Annotated in this window: 22 protein-coding genes; 11 read left to right on the forward strand and 11 right to left on the reverse strand. The window is 60.0% G+C overall.

The annotated features are described in order from the left end of the window. The first annotated feature begins 120 nt into the window (after positions 1–120). From AC22G1_RS19260 to AC22G1_RS19285, 6 genes are all read left to right on the forward strand, one after another. The gene (locus tag AC22G1_RS19260) at positions 121–552 is read left to right on the forward strand and encodes a rhodanese-like domain-containing protein (protein WP_050659545.1); all 432 of its coding nucleotides are present in this window, start codon (positions 121–123) and stop codon (positions 550–552) included. A gap of 11 nt (positions 553–563) precedes the next feature. Then, positions 564–824, forward strand: a complete 261-nt coding sequence (gene grxC / locus AC22G1_RS19265) for a glutaredoxin 3 (RefSeq protein WP_050659544.1) — start codon at positions 564–566, stop codon at positions 822–824. A 47-nt stretch (positions 825–871) separates the two neighbouring features. Continuing rightward, the gene (gene secB / locus AC22G1_RS19270) at positions 872–1,357 is read left to right on the forward strand and encodes a protein-export chaperone SecB (RefSeq protein WP_487314785.1); all 486 of its coding nucleotides are present in this window, start codon (positions 872–874) and stop codon (positions 1,355–1,357) included. A 9-nt stretch (positions 1,358–1,366) separates the two neighbouring features. Continuing rightward, entirely contained in the window at positions 1,367–2,383 is a 1,017-nt protein-coding gene (gene gpsA, locus AC22G1_RS19275; protein WP_487314786.1) for an NAD(P)H-dependent glycerol-3-phosphate dehydrogenase, read from the forward strand. A 122-nt stretch (positions 2,384–2,505) separates the two neighbouring features. Then, positions 2,506–3,402 carry a peptidoglycan-binding domain-containing protein gene (locus AC22G1_RS19280; RefSeq protein WP_487314787.1) on the forward strand — a complete coding sequence of 299 codons (897 nt, stop codon included), beginning with the start codon at positions 2,506–2,508 and terminating at the stop codon, positions 3,400–3,402. Next, positions 3,399–3,893 (forward strand): hypothetical protein, encoded by a 495-nt coding sequence (locus AC22G1_RS19285; protein ID WP_487314788.1) that lies wholly within the window; start codon positions 3,399–3,401, stop codon positions 3,891–3,893. Before AC22G1_RS19280 ends, AC22G1_RS19285 begins: the two co-directional genes overlap by 4 nt. On the opposite strand, the gene trmL is transcribed toward AC22G1_RS19285, so the two are convergent. Then, positions 3,890–4,354, reverse strand: a complete 465-nt coding sequence (gene trmL, locus AC22G1_RS19290; protein WP_487314789.1) for a tRNA (uridine(34)/cytosine(34)/5-carboxymethylaminomethyluridine(34)-2'-O)-methyltransferase TrmL — start codon at positions 4,352–4,354, stop codon at positions 3,890–3,892. The genes AC22G1_RS19285 and trmL overlap by 4 nt on opposite strands. An 84-nt stretch (positions 4,355–4,438) precedes the next feature. On the opposite strand from trmL, the gene AC22G1_RS19295 reads away from it, so the two are divergent. Both AC22G1_RS19295 and fieF read left to right on the forward strand, forming a co-directional pair. Beyond that, positions 4,439–4,897: a Spy/CpxP family protein refolding chaperone gene (locus AC22G1_RS19295; protein WP_487314790.1), complete on the forward strand. Its 459-nt coding sequence runs from the start codon at positions 4,439–4,441 to the stop codon at positions 4,895–4,897. Further along, complete coding sequence (gene fieF, locus AC22G1_RS19300) at positions 4,890–5,792, forward strand: cation efflux pump FieF (protein ID WP_487314791.1); 903 nt, start codon at positions 4,890–4,892, stop codon at positions 5,790–5,792. Before AC22G1_RS19295 ends, fieF begins: the two co-directional genes overlap by 8 nt. Here fieF and AC22G1_RS19305 read toward each other — a convergent pair. Genes AC22G1_RS19305 through glnL form a run of 4 tightly spaced genes read right to left on the reverse strand, consistent with a single transcriptional unit; the run spans position 5,776 to position 10,210 of the window. After that, positions 5,776–7,101, reverse strand: a complete 1,326-nt coding sequence (locus AC22G1_RS19305) for an ATP-binding protein (protein ID WP_487314792.1) — start codon at positions 7,099–7,101, stop codon at positions 5,776–5,778. The genes fieF and AC22G1_RS19305 overlap by 17 nt on opposite strands. Then, positions 7,098–7,766 (reverse strand): response regulator transcription factor, encoded by a 669-nt coding sequence (locus tag AC22G1_RS19310; RefSeq protein WP_487314793.1) that lies wholly within the window; start codon positions 7,764–7,766, stop codon positions 7,098–7,100. Before AC22G1_RS19310 ends, AC22G1_RS19305 begins: the two co-directional genes overlap by 4 nt. Positions 7,767–7,826: 60 nt before the next feature. Continuing rightward, entirely contained in the window at positions 7,827–9,191 is a 1,365-nt protein-coding gene (glnG, locus tag AC22G1_RS19315; protein WP_487314794.1) for a nitrogen regulation protein NR(I), read from the reverse strand. Continuing rightward, a complete protein-coding gene (gene glnL / locus AC22G1_RS19320) occupies positions 9,191–10,210 on the reverse strand; it encodes a nitrogen regulation protein NR(II) (RefSeq protein ID WP_487314795.1) in 1,020 nt (339 codons plus the stop codon). The genes glnG and glnL overlap by 1 nt, the downstream gene beginning before the upstream one ends. Before the next feature lie 185 nt (positions 10,211–10,395). Between glnL and AC22G1_RS19325 the strand changes: the two genes are divergently transcribed. Further along, positions 10,396–11,139, forward strand: coding sequence for a MipA/OmpV family protein (locus AC22G1_RS19325; protein WP_487314796.1), 744 nt, complete (start codon positions 10,396–10,398; stop codon positions 11,137–11,139). Here AC22G1_RS19325 and AC22G1_RS19330 read toward each other — a convergent pair. Then, a complete protein-coding gene (locus tag AC22G1_RS19330; protein ID WP_487314797.1) occupies positions 11,136–11,681 on the reverse strand; it encodes a DUF4124 domain-containing protein in 546 nt (181 codons plus the stop codon). The genes AC22G1_RS19325 and AC22G1_RS19330 overlap by 4 nt on opposite strands. Before the next feature lie 160 nt (positions 11,682–11,841). Then, entirely contained in the window at positions 11,842–13,251 is a 1,410-nt protein-coding gene (gene glnA, locus AC22G1_RS19335; protein ID WP_487314798.1) for a glutamate--ammonia ligase, read from the reverse strand. A 331-nt stretch (positions 13,252–13,582) separates the two neighbouring features. Between glnA and typA the strand changes: the two genes are divergently transcribed. Beyond that, complete coding sequence (gene typA, locus AC22G1_RS19340) at positions 13,583–15,424, forward strand: translational GTPase TypA (protein WP_487314799.1); 1,842 nt, start codon at positions 13,583–13,585, stop codon at positions 15,422–15,424. Between the two features lie 50 nt (positions 15,425–15,474). Here the strand turns inward: typA and AC22G1_RS19345 are convergent, their stop codons facing one another. The 3 genes from AC22G1_RS19345 to AC22G1_RS19355 all read right to left on the reverse strand — a co-directional run bounded on the left by AC22G1_RS19345 (position 15,475) and on the right by AC22G1_RS19355 (position 17,594). Next, positions 15,475–16,467, reverse strand: coding sequence for an MASE2 domain-containing protein (locus AC22G1_RS19345; RefSeq protein WP_487314800.1), 993 nt, complete (start codon positions 16,465–16,467; stop codon positions 15,475–15,477). A 40-nt stretch (positions 16,468–16,507) separates the two neighbouring features. Further along, positions 16,508–17,164, reverse strand: a complete 657-nt coding sequence (locus tag AC22G1_RS19350; RefSeq protein ID WP_487314801.1) for a cupin domain-containing protein — start codon at positions 17,162–17,164, stop codon at positions 16,508–16,510. A 124-nt stretch (positions 17,165–17,288) separates the two neighbouring features. Then, positions 17,289–17,594 (reverse strand): hypothetical protein, encoded by a 306-nt coding sequence (locus AC22G1_RS19355; RefSeq protein WP_487314802.1) that lies wholly within the window; start codon positions 17,592–17,594, stop codon positions 17,289–17,291. Between the two features lie 259 nt (positions 17,595–17,853). On the opposite strand from AC22G1_RS19355, the gene AC22G1_RS19360 reads away from it, so the two are divergent. Continuing rightward, a complete protein-coding gene (locus tag AC22G1_RS19360) occupies positions 17,854–20,067 on the forward strand; it encodes a DUF6351 family protein (protein WP_487314803.1) in 2,214 nt (737 codons plus the stop codon). Here AC22G1_RS19360 and AC22G1_RS19365 read toward each other — a convergent pair. Continuing rightward, complete coding sequence (locus AC22G1_RS19365; RefSeq protein WP_487314804.1) at positions 20,064–21,092, reverse strand: LysR family transcriptional regulator; 1,029 nt, start codon at positions 21,090–21,092, stop codon at positions 20,064–20,066. The genes AC22G1_RS19360 and AC22G1_RS19365 overlap by 4 nt on opposite strands. Between the last annotated feature and the right edge of the window lie 33 nt (positions 21,093–21,125).

The raw sequence follows: 21,125 nt of genomic DNA on the forward strand, positions 1-21,125 counted from the left end.
ATTCATCTATCAAACCTCGGTAGTTTAAACACAAAGGCCAGTCACAAACCAGCAGGGGGGACTGGCTTTGAAAGGGCACACAGGTATACTCAAGGCCCTCGAAATTCGTGGTAGGCATCGATGAACGCGTCAGAACTGACAACCTTTTTATCCCATCACCCTTATCTCAGCGCCGCCTGGGTTGTGCTCTTGGTGCTGCTGATAGCGGCGCTGGTCCAGGGCATGTTCTCCAGCATCAAGCGGGTCAAGCCTCAACAGGCGGTATTCCTGATGAACCAGGAAGGCAGTGTGGTGGTGGATATCCGCCCGGCAGCAGACTTTAAAAAAGGGCATATCGCCAATGCCCTGAGCCTTTCCAAGGATGAATTGTTAAAAGGTGAAACAACTCGCCTTGAAAAGCACAAAGACGCCCCCATTATCCTGGTATGCGACGCGGGCCATAACGCTCAGCAAGTTGCTAAAACGCTCAGCAAAGCCGGCTTTAAGTCCCTTTATGTGCTCAGCGGTGGTCTCCAGGGCTGGCGCGACGCCGGAATGCCCGTCAAAGGTTAAGGAGTTATGACATGGCGGATATCGTTATTTACACCAAAACCGGATGCCCCTACTGTGTACGGGCCAAGGCTCTGCTGAGTGAAAAACAGCAAGCGTTCGAAGAAATCTGCAATGACAATGCGGCCGAGCGCCGCGAGAAGATGCTGGAACTGACCGGTGGCCAAAGTTACACCGTGCCCCAGATCTTCATTAATGGCCAACTCATCGGCGGTTGTTCCGACCTCGAAGCCCTCGAGGCCCAAGGTAAACTCGACGCCCTGCTGAGCGCCTAAGCAGACACCTAATAACGACAAATACACAATCAAAACAGGTTTATATCATGGCTGAAGAACTGAACAACGCCGCCGAGCAGCAAGCTCCGCAATTCAACATCCAGCGCATCTACACCAAGGACATCTCCTTCGAGACCCCTAACTCTCCGGCCATTTTCCAGAAAGACTGGACCCCGGAAGTGAAGCTGGACATCGACACCCGCTCCAACAAGCTGGCTGACGACGTTTATGAAGTGGTACTGGCCCTGACCGTTACCACCACCGTTGGCGAAGAAACCGCCTTCCTGGCCGAAGTGCAACAAGCCGGTATCTTCACCATCGGCAACATGCCTGACCCGCAACTGGCCCACACCCTGGGTTCTTTTGCCCCGAACATCCTGTTCCCTTATGCCCGCGAAGCGGTGTCCAACCTGGTTAATCGTGGCACCTTCCCGCCGCTGAACCTGGCACCGGTCAACTTCGACGCCCTGTTCGCCCAATACGTACAGCAGCGCGCCGCCGCTGCCAACGGTGAGGCCCAGGCCGAAGCCTGAGATTAGCGCATGACAGCCGAACAACCGGCCATTTGCGTACTGGGGGCGGGGTCTTACGGCACCGCCCTTGCCATTTCTCTGGCACGCAATGGCAACCGCACCCTGCTGTGGGGCCACAACCCCAAGCACCTGGCCGACCTTGCCAAAGATCGCCAGAACCGTCGTTACCTCGACGGTATTGCCTTCCCTGACAGCCTGGAAATGGAGCCCGATCTCGCCAAGGCGGTATCGAGCTGCCGCGATATCCTGGTGGTGGTGCCTTCCCACGCCTTTGACGACGTGCTCAAGCAGATGAAGCCACACCTGCGGCCTGATGCTCGGGTGGCCTGGGCCACCAAGGGCCTGGAGCCCGATACTGGCCGCCTGCTGCAGGACGCTGCCCGGGAAGTGCTGGGCGAGCAAATTCCGCTGGCGGTAGTGTCTGGCCCCACCTTTGCCAAGGAGCTGGCCGCTGGCCTGCCCACGGCCATTTCCATTTCCAGCACTGACGAAGACTTCATGCACCGCCTGGCGGACCTGCTGCACTGCGAAAAGCGGCTGCGCACCTACGCCAACCCCGATTTTATCGGGGTGCAACTGGGCGGCGCCGTGAAGAACGTTATCGCTATTGGTGCCGGCATGGCCGACGGCCTGGGCTTTGGGGCCAACGCCCGTACCGCCCTTATCACCCGAGGCCTGGTTGAACTGTCGCGCCTGGGCGCCGCCCTGGGAGCCGATCCGGCCACCTTTATGGGTATGTCCGGCCTTGGCGACCTGGTGCTGACCTGTACTGACAACCAGTCTCGCAACCGGCGTTTCGGCTTGGCCCTCGGCCAAGGCAAGAACGCCCAGCAGGCCATGGACGATATCGGGCAGGTGGTGGAAGGCTATCGCAACGCCAAAGAGGTGTTCGAGCTGTCACGGCGGCTGGGGGTGGAAATGCCCATCACCGAGCAAATTTACGCCGTGCTCTACGAGGGACGCGACCCAAAAGAAGCGGCGCGAAACCTCTTGGCCCGGGAACGAAAATCCGAATCCCTGGCATAAAAAAACCGGCCTTCTGGCCGGTTTTCTTTTTCTGCCTTTTGCTTTGCTGATATGCCTTTGTACGAAAATTCGCCAGCCTCTACATTGCTGTTCAACCATCAACCCAGTGCAAGGATGCCGTTATGTTGAAGCTGCAAAACTCCGTGGGGCTGTCGGGCATTAACCTGCCGGCCGACGTCAAACTGATCCAGACCCTCCTTAACCTCCATAACCCCAAGCCCCAGCACATCGGCACCGACGGGCGCTGCGGCAATAAGACCATCAAGGCCATCATCGCCTACCAAAACCGCATCATGCCCGGCTGGAAAGCCGATGGCCGGGTCGACCCAGGCGGCCGCACCCTCTTGAAGCTACTCAGCGATGTTGCCGCCAAGGACCAAGACAAAATCGAGCTCTCGCTGCATTCGGGTAAACCGGCCAAGCTGGTCAAGCTCGCCGCCGTTTCCACCGCCGATAAAAGCGTGGCCTACAGCAGCGGTGTGCCCAGCAACAAGCGGCTGGTCAGCGACTACGCCATCAAAGTGGTAAAAAAGGCCCTGGCCGAGGCCGGCATGAAAAAAGCCATCATCACCAGCACCCTGCGCTTTCCACAGGAGCAGGCCGCCATCATGTACAGCAACGCCAAAATCAACCTGGCCAAGCAAAAGCAGCTTTACGGGGTGAACGGCGACAAGGTGCTGGACGTGTATGACGCCAACAAGAGCAAAGCGCAAAGCGAAGTGGTGGCGCTGATGACCAGCAAAATCGAAGAGCTGGCCAAAGCCGGGCGTAAGGTGTCCAAGCACTGCACCTCGGTGGAGGACTACAACCGGCTTAACGTCTTTGATATCGGGGTCAACTCCACCAAGGCCGCCGATCCAAGCAACTTCGACCTGAAAAAGCTCACCACCGCCTTCAAGGCATTGGCCACCGACGGCTATATCAATAAACTGATCGACGAGACCGCCAAGAGCAATAGCTGCTGGCATTTGGAGATCCAACCCAACAAGAAGCCTCTTGAAGACAAGGACGTAAAATGAAACCCCTGATGCCGCTGTTGCTGACAGTGTTGCTGGCCCCCGCCGCCAACGCCTGTACCCTGGCGCCCATTAAACCGAGCTTTACCGGCACCGACATTGCCTCGGTCACCTACCAGCAAGGCATACGCCAAGACAGCGAAGAGCCCTTTATCCGGGCGCTGGTGCTTTATAAAGACAGCGACATGGCGGTGGTGGAGTCGCGAAGCTGCGAGATGGAAAACTACAGCGTTAACTACTTCAGCACCCAGGGCGGCACCGACAGCGCCCGTATCCAGGCCCTGCTGGCGCCCTCGCCGCTAAGCAAGGTGACCCTCACCAAGCCGCTTTTGGCGCAACTGCCCAAAAAGCCTGGCCTACAAGACCTCTCCGATGACGTGACCTACGCCCAGGGCCAGGTGGAGCTCTTGGTCAGCAACCAATCCCTGGACGACGCCCTGACCCCTTTTCGTACCCTGGTGTCGGTGAGCCTTGCCCTTGGCGGCGCCGATTAACCGAGGTTTGGATAGCCCAGTTGCCGCAGCGCCTCGTAGCTGATGATGGCCACGGCGTTGGAGAGGTTGAGGGACCGCGAATCGGGCTGCATGGGAATGCGGATGCGCTGCTCGGGGGGCAGGCTTTCAATCACCGCCATGGGCAGGCCACGGGTCTCGGGGCCGAACAGCAACACGTCTCCTGCCTGGTAGGCCGGTAAGTGAAAACTGCGGCTGCCCTTGGTGGTGCAGGCGTAGACGGTGGCACCCGGCAAGGAGGCCAAGCAATCGGCCAGGCTGTCGTGTTGGGTGACGGTGGCAAATTCGTCGTAATCCAGGCCGGCCCGGCGCAAGCGCTTATCTTCAAAGACAAAACCCAGGGGTTTGACGAGATGCAATTTGCAGCCGTTATTGGCGCAAAGGCGGATGATGTTGCCGGTATTGGGCGGGATTTCCGGTTGGAATAAGACAATATTGAGCATGTTTACGCTTCTTTACCGGGGCTAAACGCCCCTTTGCATTGCGCGGGTTAATCTAGAGGCGAAGTCAATCACAGGAGACACCCCATGAAAAGCCTTTTCCGTACTCTGACCCTGGCCTCTGCACTGGTGCTGTCTGCCCAAGCCATGGCAGGCGACAACCCCGGTCCCCGCCCTGGTCACGGCGGCCCAGAAGGCCCTGGCATGATGCCGCTGCACATGCTGCTTAAAGACCGCGTATCCGAAAAACTGGCCCTGACCGACACCCAGAAGGCGCAAATCAAGAGCCTGCTGGAAGCCCACAAGGGCGAGCGCCCCAGCCGCGATGAAATGAAAGCCAAGATGGCTGAATTCAAAGCGCTGATGGAAGCCCCCACCTTCGACGAGAACAAGGCCCGCGCCCTTCTGGAAGAGCGAGTGGACCACGAGCTCGACCGCATGAAACTGGGTCACGACGTAATGCAGGTGCTAACTCAGGAGCAGCGGGATAAACTGGCGGACATGAGAGAGAAAATGATGTCCCGCCATCTTAAGAAACATGACTGAGCAATACGCCAATTTAGTGAAAAAGGCGACAATGGCCTCTACCTTTGTCGCCACCCTTCTTATCATCAGCAAGCTGCTGGCGTGGATCATGACCGGTTCCGCCAGCATGCTCGCGTCCCTGACCGACTCGCTGATGGACGTGTCCGCGTCCCTTATCAACCTCTTTGCAGTGCGTTACGCCGTGCAACCGGCCGATGAAGAGCACCGCTTTGGCCACGGCAAGGCCGAATCCCTGGCGGGTATCGCCCAGTCCGGTTTTATTGCCGGCTCCGCCATCTTACTGATCTTCAACGCCGCCGACCGGCTGATAAACCCCATGCCGTTAACCCAAACCAGTATCGGCGTTGGCGTAACCCTGCTGGCCCTGGTGCTCACCCTCGGGCTTATCGCCTATCAGAGCTATGTGGTTAAAAAGACCGGCTCTCAGGCGGTCAAAGCCGATGCCCTGCACTACCGCTCCGACTTACTGCTGAACATGGGGGTGCTGATTGCCCTGGTGGCAGGCGGTTTTGGCCTGATGTGGGCCGACGGCGCCCTGGCGCTGGTGATTGGGGTTTATATCCTGGTTTCGGCCGGCAGCATTGCCATCGAGGCCGGTAACACCTTGATGGATAAAGAACTGCCGGAGGAAGAGAAGGAGCAGATCATGCGCATCGTGCACGGCTTCGAGCAGGTTCACGGCGCCCATGAAGTGCGTACCCGCCAGGCCGGCCCTACCCGTTTTATCCAGATGCACCTGGAGCTGCCTGACGATATGTCGCTGGTGGCGGCGCACCGGGTCGCCGATGAGGTGGAAAAAGCCCTGGAAGCCGCCTTCCCGGGGGCCGATGTCATCATCCACCAAGACCCCCTGTCAGTGACCCCCCGCTCTCGCAAGGCTAAGCCGGCAGGCTGAGCGCAAAGCGCAGGCCGCCAAGGGCCGAGCGGCTCACCTTGAGCTCCCCGGCCATGGCCTTGGCCGCCGCCTGGGCAATGGCCAGGCCCAGCCCGGTTTTGCCCTGGTGGCCACGGGCCGGGTCGCCCCGGTAGAAGGGCTCGAAGATCTTGTCGAGCATCTCTTCCGGCACGCCGGGGCCGTTATCGTCCACCGACAAAAACCACTGGGCGCCGCGCTTTTCCAAGCCCACATCGATGCGGTCAGCGTAGCGGCAGGCGTTGGACAGCAGGTTGTCGAGGATGCGTTGCAGCAGCCGTGGCTTAAAGCTGCCCGGCGCCTCGGCAGGGGCGGCCAGGTTGATGGTTTTACCGGGCATCTGGAAACGCCAGTCTTGCACCGAGGAGTTAACCTGTTCGCCCAGGTCGCCCTCTTCGGGCTCTTCCTGATTGAGGGTGGCTTCCAGGCGCGACAGGGTCAGTACTTGGTCAATCAGGTGCTCGAGGGTGTCGCATTCCTTCTCGATGCGGGGCACGTATTTGTTGTCTTTATGCTGGTCCCCCAGCAGCGCTGCCGCCAATTTAAGGCGAGTCAGCGGTGAGCGCAGCTCATGGGAGACATCCGCCAGCAGCCGTTTTTGCGAGGCCAGCAGGGTTTGCAGCTTCTCGGCCATGGTGTTGAAGTCGCGGCCAAGTTTACCCAACTCGCCGCCGCCGGGTTTGACCCGCACGCTCAAATCGCCATCACCAAAACGTGCCGCCGCCCGCGACAAGGTGCGCACCGGCCCGGCCAGCCAGGCCGCCAGCCCCAGGCTCAGCAGCAGCACCACTACCAACGAGATGCTCAGCCGTATCCAGGCCGGGCCCTGCCAGAACCGCTCCCAGGGCCCCATGGGCCGTGGCGGCATCATCCACACCGCCAGCACCGGGCCGTCCAGGGTTTGAATATCAAAAGGGCCTATAGCGCGCATCTCGCCTTGTTCCAGCACCTGCACGCCGTTATCGGAGGCCACCAATTCAGGAATGCGCCAATGGCGGGGCCTGCGCCGCTCCAAAGGTTGCAGGCTGCGGGCGTCGAACAGCACCAGAAAGCGGGCCGATTTACTGTGAATAAGGGCGTCTTTGGGGCGCTCGGCAAAGCGGCGCAGGTGGTCACGAAGGCCGGCCAGCTCTTCCATTTCCTGGGGCATGGCCGGGCGCAGCTCCTCGTTTGAGCGAAGGTGGCGGCTAAGTTGCACATTGGCCACCAACATCAGCGTCAGTACCAGCCAGAACCACAGAAACAGGCGGCCGGCAAAGCCGGTCAGCCACCCCAATCCCAGGCGCCTCATTGGGGCTCCGCGATCAGCTGGTAGCCGACTCCGCGCAAGGTACGGATCACCTGGGCCGGGTTTACCTCGGTCATTTTCTTGCGGATATGAGAGACATGGATATCGATGTGGCGGTCAAAAGGCTGCAGGTGGCGGCCAAAGGCCTGCTGGCAGATGTCTTCTTTGCTCACCACCTCGCCGCAGCGCTCAAACAGCACCGCCAGCACCCGAAACTCGGCAGCGGTGAGATCAAGCACCTGGCCATGGTAGCGGGCCTCGAGGCGCTCGGGCAGCAGGTCAAGGGCGCCCATGGCCTGGCTCGGCGGCGACAAACGCCGCAAAATCGCCTGAATACGGGCCACCAGCTCGCGGTGAGAAAAGGGCTTGCCCACGTAATCGTCGGCGCCCAGCTCCAGGCCCAGCACCCGGTCGACTTCGTCGCCACGGGCGGTCAGCATCAGCACCGGCACCTGGCTTTTCTGGCGGATACCACGCAGCACCCCAAAACCGTCAAGGCCGGGCAGCATGACATCCAGCAGCACCAGATCCGGGCTGGTATCCAAGGCAAGGGCCAGCCCCTCGGGGCCGGTGTGGGCACTTTGCAGCTCAAAACCGTGGCTGGTCAGGTAGTCACCCAACAGCTCACAGAGGCTGGTGTCGTCATCGATAATAAGGATTCTGGTCATAGCGGCATCCTAACTGAGTCCTTATTTTAACCAACTGTTTTTACCGTTCTTTGCAAAGCTTTAATCCTGCCCCGAGAGCTTGCGGGTAAGGGTGTTGCGGCCCCAACCGAGGCTTTTGGCGGCGTCTTGCTTGTGGCCGTTGGAGCGGCGCAGCGCCACTTCGATAAGGGCGTCTTCCAACATCTGCTGGGCCTGGGCCGCCACTCCCTGGTTACCTGCCACCATCAGTTGGTCGGCCCATACCTTGAGCGCTTCCACCCAATCGAGGGAGGCTTCCTTAAGCTCCAGGTTGTCGGGCAGATCCGAGGGCAAGATCTCCTGGCCGGCGGCCATCACCGTGAGGTAGCGGCAGGTGTTCTCCAACTGGCGCACGTTGCCAGGCCAGGGCAGCTTGGTGAGCAGCTTGACTGTCTCCGGGTGCAGGCGCCGCTCCGGGGTGCGCAGCTCGGCGGCGATACTGGCCAGGAAATGCTCGGCCAGCTTGGGAATGTCTTCCCGGCGCTCGGCGAGGGGCGGCAGCTGGATGCGAATGACGTTGAGGCGGTGGAACAAATCTTCCCGAAAGCGTCCTTCTTTTACGCCCTTTTCCAGGTCTTGGTGGGTGGCGGCGATGATGCGCACATCAACGCTCACCGCCACCGCGCCGCCAACCCGGTAGAACTGCCCTTCTTGCAGCACCCGCAGTAGCCGGGTTTGGGCGGGCAGCGGCATGTCGCCGATTTCGTCCAGAAACAGGGTGCCACCGTCGGCCTGTTCAAAACGCCCTTCGCGGCGCCCGGCGGCGCCGGTAAAGGCGCCTTTTTCATGGCCGAACAGTTCCGACTCAATCAAGTCGGCCGGAATAGCGGCCATGTTGATGGCCACAAAAGGTGCCTTGCTGCGCGGGCTGTGGCGGTGCAGGGCCCGGGCCACCAGCTCCTTACCGGTGCCGCTTTGGCCGTTAATCAGCACCGACACCGAGGAGCGAGACAGCCTCCCCACAGCGCGAAACACCGCCTGCATGGCCGGCGCCTCGCCGATAAGGTCGGGCATGGCGCCTTGGGGGCTGGCGGCCACCTCGGCTTCGGGCTGGTCTTTGACTGCCCTTTTGAGGAGCGCCACCACTTCGTCCAAATCAAAGGGTTTGGGCAGGTACTCAAAAGCCCCGGTCTGGTAGGCGCTGACGGCGGTGTCGAGATCCGAGTGGGCGGTCATGATGATGATCGGCAGCTTGGGGTGGCTCTGGCGCAGCGACTCGGTCAGGGCCAGGCCGTCCATGCCGGGCATGCGCACGTCGGTCAGCACCACGTCGGGCTGGTCGCTTTCCAGGGCGTCCAGCAGGCTACGGGCATCTACAAAGGTGGTGACCTCTATCTTTTGCTGGCTAAGGGCACGCTCAAGCACCCAGCGGATAGCGGCGTCGTCGTCCAGGACCCAGGCTTTCATCAGGCCTCCTCCATTGGCAGATACAGGGTAAAGAGGGTGCGACCGGGCTGGCTGTCCAGCTCGATACGGCCGCCATGCAGGGCCACCAGGGACTGGGCGATGGCAAGGCCCATGCCGGAGCCGTCGGCGCGGCCGGTAACCAGCGGGTAAAAGAGGGTGTCTTTGAGCTTCTCGGGTACGCCTGGGCCGTTATCTTCGATATCGATACGGGCCACCATGCGGTGGCGGCTGCCTTGTAAGGTCACCCCTGAAGCGACCCTTGAGCGCAGGATGATTTGCCCGCTCTCCCCCAGGGCCTGGGCGGCGTTTTGCAAAATATTCAGCACCGCCTGCTCTATCTGGGCGCCGTCCAGGGCCATGTCCGGCAGGGACGGGTCGTAATCGCGCAAGATGCGAATGCCCTCTGGCACCTGCAGGCACACCAGGGTCCGGACCCGCTCCAGCACCTGGTGGATATTGATAAGGCTGCGCTGAGGGCCGGTTTTGGGGCCAAGCAGCCGGTCAACAAGGTCGGTCAGGCGGTCAACCTGGGCCATGATGAGGTCGGTGTATTCGCGCTGCTCGGGCGTCAGCTCCAGCGACAACAACTGCGCCGCGCCGCGCAGGCCGCCGAGGGGATTTTTTATCTCATGGGCCAGGCCGCGCAAGATCTCCTGGCTGGCTTGTTGCTGCACCTGGTGAAAAGCGTCTTGGGAGAGCCTTTTTAGCTGGTCGATGGGGGTGAGCTCGATAACCAGCCGGCGGCTGTCGCCTTCCAGCACCGACACCGCCAGCTCCACATGCACTTGGCCGAGGTTGCAGTCGGCGTCGATAAAGCCTTGGCCGGTAGCCAGGATCTCTTCAAACCGGCTCATGCTCAGGTATTCCCCCAGCAACAGCGCCAATGGCTGCCCCTGGCTTTTGACCCTTGAAACGCCCAGCAATGACTCGGCCGAGGTGTTGAGGTAAGCCACCTTCATGGCTTCGTCCACCACCAGCACGCCGGTCAGCAAGTTGTCCAGAACCTGTTGTTTTTCCATCACCCCTCCAATTGCACCAATTTGGTGCAAAAGCCAAAGCAAGTAAAGGAAAAGTTCCCGGCTAAGGCAAGTGGGCCGGCGCTTTGTGACCAATAGCAGCAATTGTCGAACGTTCTGTTACTTGAGCTGTCATCCGCTACTGGTACTCTTTGACGGTCCGCTTTGATTGCAAAGGAGTTGTGCCCATGAAATATCCTCTCGCGCTAGCTTTGGTGGCCCTTAGCAGCACCGCCATGGCCGAGGAGGCATCGCGCTGGTCAGCCGGTATCGGCGTGATCCAGTCTCCTTCTCCTTATATCGGTGTCAGCAACCAGAACCTGGTGTTCCCGGCGGTGGGTTACGAGGGTAAGGATTTTTATCTGCGCGGCCCTTCTGCCGGTTATTACCTGGCCAAGGATGAGCAATGGTCTTTGGCTTTGGGCCTGCAACTGGGGCCATCGCGGCTCGACCCGGATAAGTCCGACGATCAGCGGATGAAACGCCTCGATGATCGCAAGTTCAGCGTACTGGGCGGGGTTAGAGCGACCCACAAAGCCAAGTGGGGTCTGTTGGAAGGGACACTGGCAACCGATGTGTCAGGCCGCCATGACGGCCAGTATGCAGAGCTCGCCTACAAGTACCCGGTGATCCGCAACGCCCGCTTTCAGCTGACCCCCGGCCTGGGCCTGGCTTACTACTCGGACGACTATGCCGACTACTACTATGGTGTCAGCACCGGTGAGAGCCTGCGTAGCGGCTTTGCCGAGTATCACCCCGGTTCGGCCACCAACAGCTTTGCCACTTTGGATATGAACTGGAAGTTTGCCAGCCAGTGGCTGGCAGTGGCGTCCCTGCGCTACACCTGGCTGGACGACAGCTTGTCAGACAGCCCCATTGTCGACAAAGACCACAGCACCTCGGCCTATCTGGGGCTGGTGTACCGCTTTTAACCGCCGCCACCGGCCGGCTGACGGCTGGGGCTGAAGATGCTGGCCCTGTGCATATAAATGGTATGGGGCTCGCTCTCGGCGATGATCTGGTTGCTGCGATCAATCAGCTGCACCTTGATGCTGTGCTCGCCTCGCTCCACATCCCTTATCACAAAGCTGCTCACGGTTCTGGCCGCCCCCAGGGGTTTGCCGTCCATGAACAGTTGTACCCGCTGGCCAGGCAACATGGCCGGCTGGGTCTGCACCGACACCGACATTTCACCGTCGTTTTCACGCAAAGTGGCCTCGTCACCGGGGCTCAGAATGGTAATGCTCCAACGGGTTTCCTCGGCAGCCTTGGGCGCTTGCTTGAGGATGTTGGGGTCGGCCTTGGGCATGTCGTACTGCTGCGACAAGGCCACATTGGTTTCCTTGGCGCCGGGGTGGGGTTTGTCGGAGTAATGCGTCACGCCGTTGGCATCGGTCCAGGTGTATATCTTGCCGGACTCGGCCGCCATGGCGGTCGACGCGGCAAGCAGCAATATCAGCAGAGCCTGTTTCATGATCCGGGTCCGTAGAGGGGTCTGTTCCCAGCCTCGGACAATGCTCGGGCCTTGTCCAAGGCAATACCTCAAAAATCTTCTACCAACATCGCCGTTGCCGCAATAAAAAAGCCCACCTGACGGTGGGCCCAACACGCAAAGCAGCAAACTTTCAGTGTTGTTAAACGCTGTAGTAGAGCTCGAATTCCACCGGGTGGGTGGTCATGGCGATACGCTTGGCTTCAGCCGCTTTCAGCTCGATGTAGGCATCGATAGCTTCGTCGGTGAACACGCCGCCACGGGTCAGGAACTCGCGGTCAGCGTCCAGGCAGGCCAGGGCTTCTTCCAAGCTGGAGGCAACAGTCGGGATCTCGGCCGCTTCTTCGGCAGGCAGATCGTACAAGTCTTTATCCATGGCATCGCCAGGGTGGATCTTGTTCTGAATACCGTCCAGACCGGCCATCATCAGGGCAGCAAAGCCCAGGTAAGGGTTGGCAGTCGGGTCAGGGAAGCGTACTTCGATGCGGCGAGCCTTGGGGCTGGACACATGGGGAATACGGATGGAAGCGGAACGGTTACGGGCAGAGTAAGCCAGCATGACCGGGGCTTCAAAGCCGGGCACCAGACGCTTGTAGGAGTTGGTAGAAGCGTTGGTGAAGGCGTTGATGGCCTTGGCGTGCTTGATGATACCGCCGATGTAGTACAGGGCTTCTTCAGACAGGCCGCCGTATTTGTCGCCAGCGAAGATGTTTTTGCCATCTTTGCTCAGAGACTGGTGGCAGTGCATGCCAGAACCGTTGTCGCCAACGATGGGCTTGGGCATGAAGGTAACAGTTTTGCCGTAAGCGTGAGCCACGTTGTGCACGACATACTTGTAGATTTGGATCTCGTCAGCCTTGGCAGTCAGGGTGTTGAAGCGGGTAGCCACTTCGTTCTGACCGGCAGTAGCCACTTCATGGTGGTGAGCTTCAACCACCAGACCCATCTCTTCCATCACCATACACATGGCGGCGCGGATGTCGTTGGAGGAATCAACCGGGGCAACCGGGAAGTAACCACCTTTAACCATGGGGCGGTGGCCTTTGTTGCCTTCGGCGTATTCACGGCCGGAGTTCCAGGCAGCTTCTTCAGAGTCGAGCTTGTAGAAGCAGCCGGACATGTCGGCGCCGAAACGGACGTCGTCGAACATGAAGAATTCGGGCTCAGGGCCAAACAGCACGGTGTCGGCGATGCCGGTGGAGACCAGGTAGGCCTCGGCGCGCTTGGCGATGGAGCGGGGGTCACGGTCGTAACCTTGCATGGTGGCAGGCTCGAGGATGTCGCAGCGCAGGTTCAGGGTCACTTCTTCAGCGAAGGGGTCCAGAACGGCGGTGGTCAGATCCGGCTTGAGCACCATGTCGGATTCGTTGATTGCTTTCCAGCCAGCGATGGAAGAGCCGTCAAACATTTTGCCGTCTTCCAGGAAATCGGCGTCCACCTGGTGGTGGGGGATGGCTACGTGCTGCTCTTTACCTTTGGTATCGGTAAAACGCAGGTCGACAAATTTGACTTCGTGTTCTTTGATCAGGTCGAGGATTTGCTCAACGGACATTCGAATTAGCCTCCGATTTTAAGTAGATGTCGCCTGGCTGGGGCGTCGCTGGCACTATCACTACAATTCTCGCGCCAACTTCACAAGAGATTGTTTTACATGACTAATCTACCCATTTCCCTTGGGGTTCCAGACGGGCAATGCACCAGATTGGAACAGCGATTGCACCACATTGGTGCAAACCGAAATATCCGGTGCGAAAATCAGTTTACGCTTAGTACTGTTAAAGTCATGTGGCTTGAGTACAATAGCGGCCATTTTTTCATCTGGGGCCTTGGGCCCCGGATCCAGTGCCGAACTGTGGCGCACTCACACCACTCCTGGAAAAGTCATGCAAATTCAACAACTTCGTAACGTCGCTATTATTGCGCACGTCGACCACGGCAAAACCACTCTGGTGGATAAGCTGCTGTCCCAGTCCGGTACCCTGGAAACCCGCGGCGAAATGGCCGAACGCGTAATGGACTCCAACGATCAGGAGCGTGAGCGCGGCATTACCATCCTGGCCAAGAACACCGCCATCCGCTGGACTTCTCCTGCTGGCGAAGAGTTCCGCATCAACATCGTGGACACCCCCGGACACGCCGACTTCGGCGGCGAAGTAGAGCGCGTGCTGTCCATGGTGGACTCAGTGCTGCTGCTGGTTGACGCCCAAGAAGGCCCGATGCCGCAAACCCGCTTCGTGACCCAAAAGGCATTCGCCCAGGGCCTCAAGCCCATCGTGGTTATCAACAAAATCGACAAGCCCGGCGCCCGCCCTGACTGGGTTATCGACCAGGTATTCGACCTCTTCGACAACCTCGGCGCCACCGACGAGCAGTTGGACTTCCCTATCGTTTACGCCTCTGCTCTGAACGGCTGGGCCAGCGATTCCGACAGCGAAGTGGGTGCCGACATGACCCCGCTGTTCCAAGCCATCGTTGACAAGGTTTCCCCGCCTGACGTGGACTTGGACGGCGGCCTGCAAATGCAGATCTCCCAGCTCGACTACAGCTCCTACGTGGGCGTTATCGGCATCGGCCGCATCAAGCGCGGCAAAGTTAAGCTTGGCCAGCAGGTGACTATTCTGGGCGCCGACGGCTCCAAGCGTAACGGCAAAGTCGGCCAGGTACTGGGCTACATGGGCCTGGACCGCTTCGAGACCACCGAAGCCACCGCGGGCGACATCGTTGCCATCACCGGCCTTGGCGAGCTGAAAATTTCCGACACCGTTTGTGACACCAGCGCCCCCGAGGCCCTGCCTGCCCTGACCGTGGACGAGCCTACTGTAACCATGAACTTCCTGGTTAACACCTCGCCCTTCGCCGGCAAGGAAGGCAAGTTCGTTACCTCTCGCCAGATCCTTGACCGCCTGACCCAGGAGCTCAAGCACAACGTGGCCCTGCGTGTTGAAGAAACCCAAGACCCGGATACCTTCCGCGTCTCCGGCCGTGGCGAACTGCACCTGGGCGTGTTGATTGAGAACATGCGCCGCGAAGGTTTCGAGCTGGCTGTTTCCCGCCCTCAGGTGATCATGCGCACCAACGAAGCTGGCGAGAAAGAAGAGCCCATGGAAACCCTGACCGTGGACGTTGAAGAACAGTCCCAGGGCAGCGTCATGGAAGCTCTTGGCCTGCGTAAAGCTGAGCTTCGCAACATGGACATCGACGGCAAGGGCCGTGTTCGTATCGACTTCATGATCCCGGCTCGTGGCCTTATCGGCTTCCAGACCGACTTTATGACCATGACTTCCGGTACCGGCCTGATGTACCACAGCTTTGACCACTACGGCCCCTTCAAAGGCGGCACCATTGGTCAGCGCAACAACGGCGTGTTGATCTCCAACGCCACCGGTAAGGCCCTGGCCTACGCCCTGTTTAACCTGCAAGAGCGCGGCCGTCTCTTCATCGGCCACGCCGTTGAGGTGTACGAAGGTCAGATCATCGGTATCCACAGCCGTGACAACGACCTCACCGTAAACTGCCTCAAAGGTAAGCAGCTGACCAACATGCGTGCGGCCGGTACCGACGAAGCCCTGACCCTGACTCCGCCGATCAAGATGACCCTGGAACGCGCCATGGAATTCATCGACGACGACGAACTGGTGGAAGTGACCCCGCAGAGCATCCGTATCCGCAAACGCCACCTGACCGAGAACGACCGTAAGCGCGCTTCCCGCGCGTCCAAGGACTAAGTTCCGGCCAGCAAAAAACGGCGCCCAAGGGCGCCGTTTTTTTATGCCTGTCAGGCGGCAACCACCCGGTTTCGCCCTGCCTCTTTGGCCTTGGACAATCGCAGCTCGGCCTGGGCCAACCAGCCATGATGGTCTCGCTGGGCCGGGCTGAAACCGGCTACCCCGGCGCACAGCCCAAGCTGCCCCTGGTCGCGGCTCAGTTCAGTTAATTGCTGGCGGATGCGCTCGGCAATCACCACCGCTGCATCGAGCCGGGTCCCCGGTAACAGCAGCCCCAGCCCCTTGTTCCCCCAAAAACCCAGCTTGTCGCCGCCGCGCATCTGCAGCGCCAGGATGTTGGCCAAATGGCGCATCTGAGTGCTGCTCCACTGCTCGCCCCTTCGTCGCCTAGCCTGGCTCATATCCAGCAAGATAATACTGGCCGATGCCAGATCTGCCTGGCATTGCAAGAAACGCTGCTCCACCAGCCGCTCCCAATCGCTCATGGGGTAAATGCTGGCCGGGCCGCTTTCTATGGCCAGCGCGCCATTACCGGGTTTGTCGGCGCCAAGGTAGCTCAGCAAGGCCCAGAGGAGGGGATAGCACAGCAATAACGGCAGGCAGCCCAAAAGCTCAAAAGCCGAGGTCTGCCACTGCCAATGCCCCACGCCGGCCAGCAGCATAGCGCCCACCACCAGCAGCTGGCCGGCCACGGCTTTCGCGAGCAGCACCGGGCCACCGGCCACCAGCAGGTTGGCCGCCAGCAGCACCCACACCAGTACCGAGGGCAAGGCGTTAAAGCCAATCAGGGGTAACCAGGCCGCGCCCAGCAAGGCATCGGCCAGCAGGTGCTGGCGCTCGGATCGCAGGGCGCTGCGGCACAGCAAGGTTCGAAGGAAGGCCAGATGCGGCCAGATAAAGCCGTGCAGCAGCAACAGCCCCCAAAGCCACCAGGCGGTGGCGCCTTCCCACAGCACAGCGGCCATGGCCAGCGCCCCCAGTCCCAAGCCCATGATGCGCAGCAGATAAGCGCGCCTCACCAGATCCAGACTGTTGCCTTTCATCCCACGTCTCCAGATACCACCCTGAAGCGAACAGTCCAGTTCAACTGCCGGGAAAATGGCCCTGCTTGATAAAAAGCACCGTGTCCTGTGCGGTCATCAGTTTGTCACCATGCCAATCCGGCCTTCTCAGCCAGGTACCGGCGCGGTATCTGCCCCGGGCATCAAGCAGGGTACCGGCCAGCACCAGCGCCTCAACCCGGCCATCAAGGCAAGGCAGGCAGGTGTCGGCCCCCTGGGGCAGACGAATTAGAGCGGTGTATTCACCACCAAAACTGTGCAGCGGCAACTCCACCGGCAACCCCGGCTCGCAGCACCATGGCCGGGTATCGACGGCAAAACGCCGGCTGTCGCCTGGGCGAAACTGATTGAGTTTAACCAGCAGCTTGCAACCTTGCTCGCTGAAGGGCGCATGGCGGGTGCCAGGGGGGTTGCGAAGATAGGTGCCGGCCTTGTAGTCGCCGTTTTCGTCGCTGAAGGTGCCTTCCAATACCAAGATCTCCTCCCCGCCGGGGTGGGCATGGGGGCTGAACCTTGAACCGGGCTCGTAGCGCACCAGGCTGGTGGCATGGCCTTCTTCGGCTTGTTGGCGTTCAAGGGGGCAGCGGTACACCCCCTTTTTCGGGCTGGGTAGCCAGTTGGCACTGGCCGAATCGACGGTGACTGCTTCACCGAAATCCATATTTAAGGGTACAAACATGCAATAACTCCTTGGGGGAGCTTTAAATTTAGGCAAGAAAAGGGGCGCTGAGAAGTCCGTTAAAATACGGCAGGGGCGCCGAGGCGCCCCTGAATTGTGCAAGCAAGATAATTTTATATTGGTTTTAGAAGCGCCAGTTAAGGCTCAGATGGTAGGAACTGCTGAACTGGCCGCCATCAAATGCTGCCGGTTGTTTGAATTCCACACGCTGATGTTCGGCCTTTTCGAATTGGCTGCTCAGGCCCAGGGTGAGCGCCTGGTTGAGCTTAACCTTGAGCAACGACGGCTCTAAGACTTTGGCCTGCTGCGGAGCAGGTTCCGCCATCAGGTGTTGATACCAACTGGTAACAGGTTCTGGTTGTGCGGTGGTCTCCGCCAAGACGGGCATCCCTGCCAACGCAACCAGAATACCGCAGAGCATGTGGTGCATTGCATTTCCCCTCTCGTTAACCCGTGGCTACAGATTGATTCAGGGAGCATTCACCTTCCAAGGCATTAACACTGGCGCAACACTGAATAATGCTTAAACAATGACCATATCCATATGTTTTTAAAAGATTAAATAAACTTGGCACGCCATTGATGAGCATTCAGTAATGCAGGCTATATCACAACTTTTTTCCGCGGTTTGGGCGCCATGGCGCTGGCCCTTGCTAGGCTGAACATGAAATGCCTTGTTTGGGGGTGTTATGCGAAACAAGGGACGCGGTTTTATCAAACCCGGTTTGGGTACCTTGGCGGTGGTGATGCTGCTGGGCTGGTCGGCAAGGGAACTGACCCTCGACTGGCTGGGAGACGAAATCGCCCCTGCCAAGCCCAGCCACCAAGTGCTAGCCCTGCCCGCAGGTTACCAACCCAACCGGGCCAAAGTGCCCTACCCGGGCCCACACCCAGTATTTAACCCATTGGATCTCAGCGCCTTTTCCCTGCCGGTGGCAATAGGTGACAGCGGCCCCGTAGACACCCAGCTGTGGCCGCTGGACTACCCCTTTGCCTGCGCTACCGAAGACTCAGGCCTTGGCCAGCCCTTGGTGGATAACCAGCAGGGCGCCGGTACCCCGGTTACAAGCGCAGACGGCGCGGCCCTGGGGTTTAGCCAAGATTGCCAGATAGCCACCCGGGTTGATTACTTCTACCTGCAAGAGGGGGCGGAGCAACCCGTGCCTCTGCCGCCTGGGGCGCTGCCAACGGATGCCCAGCGTGACGCCCAGGGCCCGGTGATAGTGCGAGTCGAGCGCGGCAGCCTAAACCGCTACCTCTACGGCATTGCCATGCGGGTAATGCCAGAGGAGCCCATCAACAGCGCCACGCTTTGGAATCACAAGGTGATTTTTGCCTTCAAGGGCGGGGTGGGTATAGGCAAGTACCAGGGTAAATTGCGCCTCTCAGACCTAACCGAAGACAACCTCACGCTGCTTAAGGCCGGTTACGCCATCCTGGCCTCCAGCGGCAACGTTACCAGCACCCATTACCACCTCTGGCGCGGCGCCCGCACCGCGCAATTGGTCAAGGCGCAGTTTGTGGCCCGTTACGGCGAGCCGCGCTGGACCATCGGTATCGGCGGCTCGGGCGGCGCGGTGCAGCAGTATATCTTTGCCGAAATCGCCCCGGGTCTGCTCGACGGCCTGCTGCCCCAATACAGCTACCCGGACATGGTGACCCAATCCATCTGGGCCCTCGATTGCGAGCTGCTGGAATATTACTTCGACGAACTGGGCGGCCCGCGCTGGCAGGTTCAGACCGAGCGGCCATTGGTGGAGGGGCTGACCGCCTCCAACACCCAAGGCCACCGCTTTCGGCGCATGGACGACTGGTCCCGCTGGCTCAACTTCAAACCCAGCCGCCTGCCCCCCGGTGCCACCGAATGCAGCGCCTCCTGGCGGGGCCTGACTCCGCTCACCAACAACCCCCATTACTACCACCGGGCGCCGCTGTTCAGCGACGCCCTAGCCGCCCAAAGCCATTTCAGCTACTGGCACGACTTGGGGGATATTTACGGCCAAGACGCCGCCGGTTACGCCAACCGCACCTATGACAACATCGGCGTGCAGTATGGTCTTGAAGCCTTGAAGGAAGGCGCGCTGAGCCCGGCAGAATTTTTGCACCTCAACGCCCATATCGGCGGCTGGAAGCCCCCGGCCCAGATGCAGCAAGAGCGGTTTTGGGTGCTCTCTGGTGACCAAAAGCTAAGGCGCCTGTCCCTGTGGGGAGACCACAACATGCAAAAACGGCCCGGCGGCCTGCTGCCCCTGGCAGCCTTTTCAGGCCCGGTGTCCGCCGGGTTCGAGCCCGCCCCTCGCAACCAGGGGCACCCACAAGCCATGGCTGCAGCCTACCTGGGCGGCCAGGTGTTTTTGGGCCGCCTCTCCCTGCCCACCATCGATTTACGCCACTACCTGGACCCGGTGCTCAACATGCACCACTCCTTTGCCAGCCTGTCGGTACGGGAGCGGCTTATTCGCCAGCAGGGCAACAGCGACAATTTGGTGATCTGGGTAGCGGCCAAGCCCTTTGACCCTACGCCCCAGGCCCTTAGAGCCATGGAGCAGTGGCTCGAAAGCGGCAGGCGCCCGGTAAGCGACAGCTGTTTTGACGGCGAAGGCAAGGTATTGGCCAGTGGCGATACGGTGTGGAACGGCCGCTGGAACCAGCAAGCCGATGGCGCCTGCATGGCCATCTACCCGGCCCACAGTTCACCGCGCAATAGGGCCGGCTCGCCTCTGGCGGGAGACTTGTTCAAATGCGCGCGGGTAAGCGTTCAAGACGCCATAGCGCAGGGCTTTTACGGCACCAAAGAAATGGCCCCCTACCAGGCATGGTTGGAGGCCATTTTCCCCGATGGGGTTTGCGATTATCGCCAGGAGGACGCAGCCCGGCCCAGCGAGCGTGCCATGGGGTTTTAGGCGACAGCGTCCCGGGCTTTGCTGTCGATTTTCGCCAGCACCTTTTCCACCAGGCCGTTCTCGGAGAGCTTTCTGCTGCTGGCCATCATCTGGTCAAGGATCTCCTCACGGTCCAGGCAGGCGCTGGTTTTGAGCTTGTCCATCTCGGCCATGGTTTCGCTGAGTTCGTCCAAAAAGGTTTTGAGCAGCTTGGGCATGTACTGGCGGCTTTGATAAAGCGCGTACATCTCGCCGCTTTCCATGGTCCAGTCGGGCAGCACCCGCACCAGGCGGCCCTCGTTAACGTAGGGCAGCGCCATAAAGAGCGGCACGGCGCCAACCCCAAGGCCTGAGAGCAGCGCTTCGCGGGCAAAGGTGACGTTATTGCAGTGCATGCGGCCCTTGGGCTGCACTGTTACCTGCTCCTTGCCTTTGGAAAAACGCAGCGGCTCGTAAGCATCGCCAGACATCTTCAGCAGAATGTTTTCGTGGTCACCCAAGTCTTCGGGGTGCAGCAGCGGGCTGTTGCCGGCCAGGTAGTCAGGGGTGGCCACCAAAATCTTGCGGGTCGAGCTCAGGCGCCGGGCGATAAGGTTGGAGTCCTGGCCAAGGCCCACCTGGATGTTCACATCCACCCCTTCTTGCACCATGTCGATGCGGCGGTTGGTAAGCTCCGCGTCGATTTCCACATCGGGATAGCGCTGCATGAAGTGGCCAAGGAAGCGGCCCATCAGCATCTGGCCCAGCTCGATGGGCATGACAATTTTCAGCTTGCCCCGCACCTGCTCGGCGCGGGTTGTAACCAGTGCCTGGGCATCGCCAAGGTCGGTCATGATCCGCGAGCAGCGCTCATAGAACGCCTGGCCGGTTTCAGTGAGATTGAGCTGGCGGGTGGTGCGGTTTAAAAGCCGCACCCCGAGCCGCTCTTCAAGGTCAGCGATTTTGCGGCTGACCGTGGCCTTGGTCATGTTCAATCGTTCACCGGCCGAGGTAAAGCTTCCGACTTCCACTACCTTGGTAAATACCTGAATTTCATTGAGATCCATGAAGCCTCCTACGCCGGTTGAACGGTTATAACG

It is taken from the genome of Gallaecimonas zhanjiangensis, from assembly GCF_057624825.1.